Annotated in this window: 9 protein-coding genes and 1 pseudogene; 6 read left to right on the top strand and 4 right to left on the bottom strand. The window is 43.2% G+C overall.

The features are described 5' to 3' along the window. The 3 genes and pseudogenes from V7L12_RS17815 to V7L12_RS17805 all read right to left on the bottom strand — a co-directional run. Window positions 1-2,262: pseudogene (locus tag V7L12_RS17815) on the bottom strand (hypothetical protein); the annotation flags it as partial. 200 nt (window positions 2,263-2,462) lie between these two features. Then, window positions 2,463-3,098, bottom strand: coding sequence for a phage tail protein (locus tag V7L12_RS17810; protein ID WP_335086149.1), 636 nt, complete (start codon window positions 3,096-3,098; stop codon window positions 2,463-2,465). Continuing rightward, window positions 3,098-3,337, bottom strand: coding sequence for a hypothetical protein (locus V7L12_RS17805; RefSeq protein ID WP_335086147.1), 240 nt, complete (start codon window positions 3,335-3,337; stop codon window positions 3,098-3,100). The genes V7L12_RS17810 and V7L12_RS17805 overlap by 1 nt, the downstream gene beginning before the upstream one ends. 219 nt (window positions 3,338-3,556) lie before the next feature. Between V7L12_RS17805 and V7L12_RS17800 the strand changes: the two genes are divergently transcribed. The 3 genes from V7L12_RS17800 (at window position 3,557) to V7L12_RS17790 (ending at window position 6,230) form a co-directional block, all read left to right on the top strand. Then, window positions 3,557-5,542 carry an aldo/keto reductase gene (locus V7L12_RS17800; protein ID WP_335086145.1) on the top strand — a complete coding sequence of 662 codons (1,986 nt, stop codon included), beginning with the start codon at window positions 3,557-3,559 and terminating at the stop codon, window positions 5,540-5,542. A 150-nt stretch (window positions 5,543-5,692) separates the two neighbouring features. Then, complete coding sequence (locus tag V7L12_RS17795; RefSeq protein ID WP_335086143.1) at window positions 5,693-6,085, top strand: hypothetical protein; 393 nt, start codon at window positions 5,693-5,695, stop codon at window positions 6,083-6,085. Further along, on the top strand, window positions 6,069-6,230 hold the full coding sequence (locus V7L12_RS17790) for a hypothetical protein (RefSeq protein WP_335086141.1): 162 nt from the start codon (window positions 6,069-6,071) through the stop codon (window positions 6,228-6,230). The genes V7L12_RS17795 and V7L12_RS17790 overlap by 17 nt, the downstream gene beginning before the upstream one ends. Before the next feature lie 17 nt (window positions 6,231-6,247). On the opposite strand, the gene V7L12_RS17785 is transcribed toward V7L12_RS17790, so the two are convergent. After that, window positions 6,248-6,463, bottom strand: coding sequence for a hypothetical protein (locus V7L12_RS17785; RefSeq protein WP_335086139.1), 216 nt, complete (start codon window positions 6,461-6,463; stop codon window positions 6,248-6,250). Between the two features lie 205 nt (window positions 6,464-6,668). On the opposite strand from V7L12_RS17785, the gene V7L12_RS17780 reads away from it, so the two are divergent. The 3 genes from V7L12_RS17780 to V7L12_RS17770 all read left to right on the top strand — a co-directional run bounded on the left by V7L12_RS17780 (window position 6,669) and on the right by V7L12_RS17770 (window position 10,216). Beyond that, entirely contained in the window at window positions 6,669-6,926 is a 258-nt protein-coding gene (locus tag V7L12_RS17780; RefSeq protein WP_335086137.1) for a hypothetical protein, read from the top strand. A gap of 279 nt (window positions 6,927-7,205) precedes the next feature. After that, entirely contained in the window at window positions 7,206-8,507 is a 1,302-nt protein-coding gene (locus V7L12_RS17775; RefSeq protein ID WP_335086135.1) for an eCIS core domain-containing protein, read from the top strand. Window positions 8,508-8,824: 317 nt separating this feature from the next. Next, a complete protein-coding gene (locus V7L12_RS17770; RefSeq protein ID WP_335086133.1) occupies window positions 8,825-10,216 on the top strand; it encodes an eCIS core domain-containing protein in 1,392 nt (463 codons plus the stop codon). The last annotated feature ends 43 nt before the right edge of the window (window positions 10,217-10,259 follow it).

Raw genomic sequence — 10,259 nt, 5'->3', positions numbered from 1 at the left:
CGCTGTTTCACCAATCTCAGGTGATGTTGCGCTAATTGTTGGTGTTTCAACAATTTCAGGCGATGTTGTCGGAAGTGGTGCGATCGCTGTTTCACGAATCTCAGGCGATGTTGTCGGAAGTGGTGTGATCGCAGTTTCACCAATCTCAGGTGATGTAGCGGTAATTGTTGGTGTTTCGCCAATCTCAGATGATGTGGCGGTAATTGTTGGTGTTTCACCAATTTCAGGCGATGTTGTGGGAAGTGGTGCGATCGCTGTTTCACCAATTTCAGGTGATGTTGCGCTAATTGTTGGTGTTTCAACAATTTCAGGCGATGTTGTCGGAAGTGGTGCGATCGCTGTTTCACCAATTTCAGGTGATGTTGCGCTAATTGTTGGTGTTTCAACAATTTCAGGCGATGTTGTGGGAAGTGGTGCGATCGCTGTGTCACCAATTTCAGGTGATGTTGCGCTAATTGTTGGTGTTTCACCAATTTCAGGCGATGTTGTGGGAAGTGGTGCGATCGCTGTTTCACCAATCTCAGGTGATGTAGCAGTAATTGATGGTATTTCACCAATCTCAGATGATATAGGCGTAATTTTTGGTGCGATCGCAGTTTCACCAATCTCAGGCGATGTGGCAGTAATTATTGGTGTTTCACCAATTTCAGGTAATGTAGAGCGAAGTGGTGCGATCGCTGTTTCACCAATTTCAGGTGATGTAGCGCTAATTGTTGGTGTTTCACCAATCTCAGGTAATGTTGCGCGAAGTGGTGCGATCGCTGTTTCAGCAGTTTCAGGTAGTGCTAAGATGGGCTGACTTTCTGTAAACTCGCTACTACTACTCTCAAGATAGCTGTTACGTTGCAGTGAAGTCACATTTGCTGAGACATCTGAAACATTAACCGCCATAGCAGATTGTGACTCTAAAGTTACTAACTCTTCATTATTCTCAGAGTTTTTGGACAAACTAGGTGTGTCTTCAATCTCGGCTGAGGTAGGTGTTAATTTAACAGGCGTACTGGCTGGAAACTCACTCAGAACACTGGAATCAATTTCTTGTTGTATTGCAATAGGGCTTTTTGCAACTGAAGACTCAGAATTAGATACAGCAACATCCGCGACTACAGTATTTTTATCATTCGCCAAAGGAGGAAATGAACTAGGTGCATCATCAACATCAGGTGAAGTCAGTGCTGACGACAAAGTTAGAGAATTATCAACAATAGCATTATCTCTAACAAAATTATTTCCGATACTTTCTGATATTAAGTTAGGTTCAATGGCTGTAATTGCCTCAAAATTACTATTTGTATGTGGTGATTCTTCTGACTGCAATGGAGAGGTTACACTTGATGGCACCTCTTTTGCTTGGATTAAATTGGTTTGGGAAGCAGTATTTTTATTATCAACTATAGAAGCGGTTTGAGATGTTTCGATATCCTGTTCTGATCGTGTTGGGCTGACTGGGATATCTGAGATATTAACTACTTGTGATGCTTCAGGGATTACTTTATTAATCAAGTTGTTATCCGAGGTAAATATTTCCTCCACATTATTATCTAAAGGAAATTTTCTAGGCGAATTTTCGACTAATTCACTTGTATTATTCTCTAATCCAATCTTTTTTTGTAAAGGTAAAATGCTTTCTGTTAAAGAGGAATTTGCACTAGGCACCCTAGATGTCACCTCAGAATTTTCTTGTAAATCATTGTTAGCAATATTATTTAATAAACTCGATTGTTCTTCAACAATAGGCGAAGTTAATGCTGTTGTGCTAGGCATTGTACTACTAACATAATCACTATTGTTTGTAGTATTGCCTGAAGCAATATCCAGTTGTAAAATAGGGTTTTCCAAATTACCCTCAACAGACAGAGGCTCATCTGATGCTAATAAGCTATCTTCCTTACGATTAACAGTAATGTTGCTTTCATCAAAAGATTGCTCAACATTTTTAGCCGCAGATGATTTAGTAGGCTTTTTAGTTCTAGATTTTGATTTTGTTTCTGATGGCTGTTGAGATTTATTTGTTTTTTTTGATTTAGCTTTACCTTGAATCTTTGGTTTTTCTGAGATATTATTACTCGTCTTTTTATCAATACGAGTTGGCATTATCTCTGGAATACTATCTTTTACCGATTCCCTACTATTAGTATTACTATTTTCTAGTGGAGTGATTGAATCAGAAGAATCAAACTCAAGCAATGGAAACTCACTATTTATATCCTGAGTATCCCAATCTATTAATGGTTGTATCGATGGTTCCTGTTCACGAGACAAGAAAAATTTAGAGGATGTGACTAATGGTGGTTTAGTTTGTATGGGACTAATAAAATTACTTCGTGAATGCAGAGAATGAGACTCTTTTCTCAATAACATTCTCTGAGGATCGGATAAAGACGATATTACCCCAAGTGGATGAACATTATTTCCTAGTGGAGATTGATTAATTTGCATAATTATAGTTTTAAAATAGCCAATTAACTAGAAACGAAATATCCGGTTTTTTGATTTCGTTGTACAGAAATACCTCCTCCTGTAGCCCTTGCAACTTGTAAACCTTCATAAGCTAAAGTTAATTCTTCAATGACAACTGCGTTTCCATCTGCTTGGAGTGCAGGTGTTTTCCAGGCTATGGGAATAGCACCAATCAAAGTCCAACTCATCATTGTTTCACCAGCTTGATTGAAAATCAAAATATTGACATTCCATCGAGATGTCTTCTTTTTTTCATCAAAAACTGTACTCATCCAGTTCCAAAAACCTGGATGATCGGTAACTCCACGTTTAAGAGTTATATCTGCAAATTCTGTATGACCTAAATAAATTCTTTGCTGGTCGTTGACACCACCTTCATTAAAAACATTTTTCTTAATTTGAACACTTAATCCTGAACATTCAGTAAAAGATGCAGCAATAGTATTGTCTATCTCTACATAGAAACGATTAGTAGTGACATAATTTAGTTCGTGAGTAATATTGCCATTATTAGGGCTTGGAGCAACCTTGCCATTATTATTAAGGCTTGGAGCAACCTTGCTATTATTAGGACTTGGAGTAACCTTGCCATTATTAGGGCTTGGAGTAACCTTGCCATTATTAGCTTTTGGAGCCATTACAACCACCTCTGAGAAGTATAATTACCTATCCTTTCGCGCTGCGATCGCATATCTTCTAGCAAGAGTTTATACACATGCTCTGTGAGTTGGTTCAGCAGCAGTGAATCATTGAGGTATTTACTTGCTGTTTTAGCCATCTTGCTAGCATCAGATGCCGCCGAAATCCCGGCGTAGCCAGCAGTACCGCCAACATCTCCATCAAACGTGAAAAAAGTTTGTTGCTGATTTGAGTCCATAAATAAAAAAACTCTCCCTAAATCCAGGCTAAAGGTAGTGTATCAGAATCAAAAGTAGCCAAAAGTCGAACTTAGTAGGGGCGCAAGGCCTTGTGCCCCTACGTTCGCTGGAAATCCCTTACCTTAGAGGAATTGTGTTACAAGTGCGATCGCTGTATTCTAGATGTTAGTAACAGCAAAATATTCACCTAGCTACTGCTTGGGCAACAGGAGAAAAAAATGAGAGAACACGCCAGCCAAGGGAAAAAAACTACTACAGGCTTCTCAATTCCATCCCTGAAACACCCGATACGCGGCTTTGGTTTGGAGTCGTCGGCAATTTCACGCCAAGCAGTTCCTGAAATACAACCACTCCATAAATCACTTACTCACGATATCAGTCGCATACCCCTGCGTAGTCCCCAAGCAAAACTCTCAATTAGCCAGCCTGGGGATAAGTATGAACAGGAAGCTGATAGCGTTGCACAGCAGGTAATGCAAAGAATGGCGCAACCTGTAAATCGCCAGTCTATCCAACGAGAAGCATTGCCAGAGGAAGAAGAAGAATTGCAAATGAAATCTCTGGACATTAGCACATTGCAACGAGAAGTATTGCCAGAGGATGAGGAAGAATTACAAATGAAGTCGATGGTGCAGCGTCAAGGTGAGGCTTCTATGGCTGCTGCGCCAGACCTGGAAACGTCCATTAACCAAGCAAGGGGTGGAGGAGTGGCGATCGCAGACAACATCCGCGAACCGATAGAACAGGCGTTTGGCGCTGATTTTAGTGGGGTAAAGGTTCACACGGATGGTCAATCTGACCAGTTGAATCGGTCAATTCAGGCGCGTGCTTTCACAACGGGACAGGATGTGTTCTTTCGGCAGGGGGAATATAATCCTGGGAGTCGGGGTGGACAGGAGTTGTTGGCGCATGAGTTGACCCATGTGGTGCAGCAGAATGGGGGGGCGGTGATGCGATCGCCATTACCACCGCAGCCGTTACCGCAATACCCTTTATCAGGATCAGTGGGCAAAGGCTCGACCCAACCGAAAGGTAAATTACCAGGCAATAGCCAAGTCACATTCGAGGCAAACGGGCAAAATGTCGTCCAGCGCAAGATTGGTAATCCAGACAATGTAATTTTTGGTTTAGACGGGAAGAATGATAAAGCCATCAAAGATGCCGTCCAGGCAGGATACACTACATTTGACGGGGCTGACTCCTATGGGAACACCATTGAGAGTCTTGCAAACGCCATCAAAGAGGAGATGGAAAAAGGAAAATCCCGTAAGGATTTCGAGGTGATTTACAAAGTAGACGAGACAAAAGCAGAGGATTTGGAAAATCACATTAAAAAAGTCGCCAACATGTTTGGAGGTTACCTCGACCACGTTTTGATTCACAAGGTCACAGATCAGAACCAAGTTGCTGCCTACAACCCCATTTTGACCAAACTCAAAGCGGATGGTGTGGCAAGGGCTGTCGGGGCGGGCGATGTCAAGGGAGCGATGAAAGAGCAGTTTGATAGCAAGGACAGCTTTGAGGTAAATGCCATCGAACTTTTCATAGGAGACCATAAAACCCTCATTACTAATCTAAACGAAGCCGCAAAACCCGTGTTTGTATATAACGTGGTTGGAGCCTTAAAATCACTTCTTAAAATTGGCGAAGATCCCACCCAATTGGATCTCCAGGCTATGGTCGGCCTAATAAAGAACTCTGTGCCCAAAGCAGAGCCTATTCTCAGCAGCAGCAGCAGGGATAGGCAAGATTCCAATCTGAAAGTTTTTGATATAAAAGACTATAATGAGGAAGCTATGATCGGTGAAATTCGAGAAGTGATTGAAAAGGTCACTCAGGTTAATAAGGAGGGTGTGTCCATCAAAGATATACCGGATGGAGTGAAAAGCAAACTCACCGATATCCTGTTTGGCCAGTATAACTGGAATGCAGGTACAATTATATTTACTGAACCTGCAAAAATCAACAAGCTAAACAACTGCAGCAACGAAGAACTGAAGGTAGCTTATGAAACTGAAAAAATCGATAAGCTAAAGAACTTCACCAGCGAAGAACTGGCTGTAGAGTATCAGGGCGTTGGTGCCGATAAAGCAAAAACCTACAGCGTAGAACAATTAATCGGGAAGCTTTTCGACCATAGTAAGAACTGCAACCGTACCGAAGCCTCCAACTTTCTCAACCGTGGATTTGGATATTTGGAATAGATATAGATACATAAGGATTTGGTGCGTTACGGCGTAAACAACCAAATCGCCTGTCAAAATATCCAAACACGAAAGCCAAACGCACCCTACGAGATTAAAGGTGGTAGAAATTAATTGGGGTTATCGGGGAACAATACAAAAATATCGATATTGATTTTTATAACCCGTGAAATACGCGATCGCAATAAACATCATCGTCAATCGATCCGTCTTAAAGGATACGATTATGCGTCTGCTGGTGGCTATTTTATCACCATTTGCAGCCACCAACGAGAATGTTTGTTTGGTGAGGTAGTTGATGGGACAATGCAATTAAATGATTTCGGGCAAATTGTCGCAGAAGAATGGGAGCGATCGCCTAATCTCCGTCAAGAGATTAAATTGGATGCCTGGATTGTCATGCCCAACCATTTTCATGGGATTGTTTTTATTGAACCTGTCGCATACCTTGGGGCGAACAATCATGGCGTTGGGATCAATGACCACGCGGCGGTGGTAGGGGCGCAAGGCCTTGCGCCCCTACCGCGTGGTCTATTTACCTGAAAATAGCTGTAATTTATCACCCATTCATCGAGATCCTTTTGACAGAATTATTATCGCCACAGCCATTGAATATCAAGCGCGATTAACTAGCATTGATGGGTTTTTCCGTCAATATCCAGAACTGGCAACTTTGTTAATAATTTAGAATGCGTAGTGCGATCTCTAAGATATCCGCAAGGTGCGATCGCTGCTCTTGTAGAGTGAGTTAACGTGCGTGCGATCGCTGATCTTGTAGAATGCGTTAGCGATCGCCACTATTGTAGAGTGCGAAAACGTGCGTGCGATCGCTGACCTTGTAGAGACTGTCTTGAAAGTTAAGCGATCGTCATTTGCTGTAGAGTTTCCCCTTAAAGACTTCCAATTAAAAAAATATCCCATCGTTTTTATCGTAGAGGAGCAGGCTTGCCGTGAGCGTAGCCGAACGGGATCTCTTCGCAGGGGAAGAGAAAGTGATCACTGAGCGTCTTGCCTTGAGCGAACTTGTGCTGCAATGCCCTGAGCGTAGCCGAAGCAGATCAAAGGAGCCGAAGTGTCCTTTTAATCGGCGTGAAATTGGATGATTTATTTTTTGGAGTTCCCTTACTTGAAGACAGAAGTTACTTCCGGGAAGGCGGAAGTTGCTACAGACTGCGCGAAACACCCAAACGTGAAAGCAGAAGTTGCTACAGACTGCGCGAAACACCCAAACGTGAAAGCGGAAGTTATTTCCGGGAAAGCGGAAGTTGCTACAGACTGCGCGAAACACCCAAACGTGAAAGCGGAAGTTACTTCCCAGAAAGCGGAAGTTGCTACAGACTGCGCGAAACACCCAAATGTGAAGGCGGAAGTTAATTCAGGGTAGGCGGAAGTTGCTACAGACTGCGCGAAACACCCAAATGTGAAAGCGGAAGTTAATTCAGGGTAGGCAGAGTCTCTCAACAAAAACCCAAAGTTTATTAATAAGTTGCTGGCGATCGCTAATCTTATCAGTTGGGTTGAGTGCGATCACCCGATACTAGAAGTGAGTTTCCTGAAAATTTAGACTTTCGATGAATTGCTTGATGAATGCGATCGCAGTACTTTAGATGTTAGTGACAGCAAAATATTCACCTAGCTACTGCTTGGGCAACAGGAGAAGAAAATGAGAGAACACGTCAGCCAGAAAAAAACTACTACAGGCTTCTCAATTCCATCTCTGAAACACCCGATACGCGGCTTTGGTTTGGAGTCGTCGGCAATTTCACGCCAAGCGCCTCCTGAAATACAACCACTCCATAAATCACTTACTCACGATATAAGTCGCGTACCCCTGCGTAATCCCCAAGCAAAACTCTCAATTAGCCAGCCTGGGGATAAGTATGAGCAGGAAGCTGATGGCGTAGCACAGCAGGTAATGCAAAGAATGGCGCAGCCTGCAAATCCCCAGTCTCTCCAAAGAGAAGCATTGCCAGAGTCAAAAGAATTGCAAATGAAACCTCTGGCAAATTCCATCACGCCTTTGGTGCAACGAGAAGCATTGCCAGAGGATGAGGAAGAATTGCAAATGAAATCTCTGGATAATAGCACACTGCAACGAGAAGCATTGCCAGAGGATGAAGAAGAATTGCAAATGATGCCGATGGTGCAGCGTCAGGCTTCTATGCCTGCTACACCAGACCTGGAAACATCGATTAACCAAGCAAGGGGTGGAGGAGTGGCGATGGCGAACAATATCCGCCAACCGATGGAACAGGCATTTGGCGCAGATTTCAGTGGGGTGAAGGTTCACACGGATGGTCAATCTGACCAGTTGAATCGGTCAATTCAGGCGCGGGCTTTTACAACGGGACAGGATGTGTTCTTTGGGCAGGGGGAATATAATCCAGGGAGTCGGGGTGGACAGGAGTTGTTAGCACATGAGTTGACTCATGTAGTGCAACAGAATGGGGGGGCGGTGCAAAGAGAGATCAAGCTTGGAGTCAAAGAGGGGACACTTGGACTGGTGCAAAGGATGCCGAAAGAGATCGGAGGGGCAGAGTTATCATGGCAACCTGTGGTCGGGGAGAAAATGGTGCGTTATTGTGAGGGTTACGAGGTAACAGAATCTGGGAATAAGTTTACTTATAAAGGGCGGCAAGATAATAATGCAGCATGGTTCGTAGCGGCTTCGGGTAATTACGACCCTTCTATGAAGTCGTCAAGGAAATACGTAGCGACCTTGCCTGGGGGATGGACAGTGAGTCCGATGCCGCCAGGAGAAATTTTTATGAACTTTGAAGCGGGTGAGTTTAAAGGGGAAGCCAAGCATAGTAACAAAATTATAGTAAAAGAAAACGAAAGGGGAGCCTACGGGCTAGGCAAGAATGTATATGAGCCGTTGTTGAATCAGATTACCGTGAGCTTGAACCAAGAATACAAAGATCCAGGAGCTAACAAGAAAGGTAACAAAGGTAAGAAGAAATGAAATAACCCAGTGTCGAGTGCGATCGCTTGATCTTGTAGGGTGCGTTAGTGCGATCGCCCGACACTATAGAATAGGGTTCCCAAAAATTTAGACTTTGGGTTAATTGTGTTACAAGTGCGATCGCTGTACTCTAGATGTTAGTAATAGCAAAATATTCATCCACCTACTGCTTAAGCATCAGGAGAAAAAATCAGAGAACGCATAGGTCAGCTCAAAAAAGCTACCACTGCTTCCTTCTCAATACCTGCACTCAAACAACCAACACGTGGTTTTGGTTTTCAGAGTCCTCTGGTGCTTCATCCCAAGCAGCAAATGAGGTGCGATCGCAAAATTTACCTTTAATGCACGACATCAGTCGAATATCACTGCGCTCACAAACAAAACTCACGGTTAACCAGCCAGGAGATATTTACGAGCAGGAAGCTGATAAAGTAGCACAACAAGTGATGCAGACTATGAGCGAGCCTGTAAGTAAACAGTCTGTGCAACGGGAAGCATTACCAGAAGAGGAAGAAGAAGAATTACAAATGAAATCCCTGGCTGATGCCAATACTTCGCTGCAACGGGAAGCATTACCAGAGGAAGAAGAAGAATTACAAATGAAATCTCTGGCAGATGCCAATATTTTGCTGCAACGGGAAGCATCACCAGAGGAAGAAGAAGAATTACAAATGAAATCCCTGGCAGATACCAATATTTCACTACAACGTCAGGGTGGTGGGGTTGCAGCCACATCTGACTTGGAAACTTCAATCCAACAAGAACGGGGAAGTGGACAGCCACTCTCAGACGATATCCGCCAACCAATGGAGCAAGCCTTTGGGACTGACTTTAGCAGTGTCAAAATCCACACAGATAGCCGCTCTGACCAACTCAACCAATCTATCCAAGCTCGTGCCTTCACTACAGGACAGGATATATTCTTCCGTCAAGGAGAATATGCTCCTGAGAGTCATGGAGGAAAGGAATTACTTGCCCATGAGTTAACTCACGTTGTCCAACAAAATGGTAGTGCGCTTGGGCGTAAATTGCTTCCTGAACAGGAGATTAAAAAAAACAACATCCAAGCCAAACCCCTTCTTAACTCCTCTTCTGGGTATCAACCAGTAATCCAACGTAACCCTCTTGATAAGGTTAAAAAATTCTTTTCCAAAGACAGTGGCGATAAAGATAACGGTGGCGATGAAATAGAAGAAATACAGGTGAACGGGGAGGACTGGAAAAAATATATGGAGTTAGATATCTTGACGATGCAGCCTAGCGATATCATAACGGACAGGCAATTTGGGCATAATTTATATATAAATATCAGATGGTACAACAAATCGCAGAAAAGATTGCGCCTTTTGACACCGCCACCACTGGAATATTTTGAGGAAATAACAAAGATTACGACAGACAACGGCGGCAATAGAACTACGGAAACAGAATCGCTGGATCAGTACGCAAACAGACCAAATTCTAATACTTTCCGTAGCTACGCACTCGGAACTCAGGGCATGATTATAGATCCAGGTAAGTCGCTCACGGCAAGATTTCTTGATCCGCCGCAGATCACAATCACACAAGAGTATAAATCCCGCACTGTTAAGTTCAAAATCGGGTTACAGGGGTCGCAACAGTGGCTAACTGGTGTGCAGCGACTAACGTGCGAGAATAACAAGATAATAGAGCATGAGTTTATCCCAACAATACTCAGGGCTGGCTAAGAACCACAGCACAGTTAGTTTTTATAAACTATTAATTATCTTG

Origin of the sequence: Nostoc sp., from assembly GCF_036918245.1 — a bacterium.
GTDB lineage: Bacteria > Cyanobacteriota > Cyanobacteriia > Cyanobacteriales > Nostocaceae > Nostoc.
Note: the sequence above shows the minus strand (reverse complement) of the source record. Positions and strands in the feature narration are given on the sequence as shown.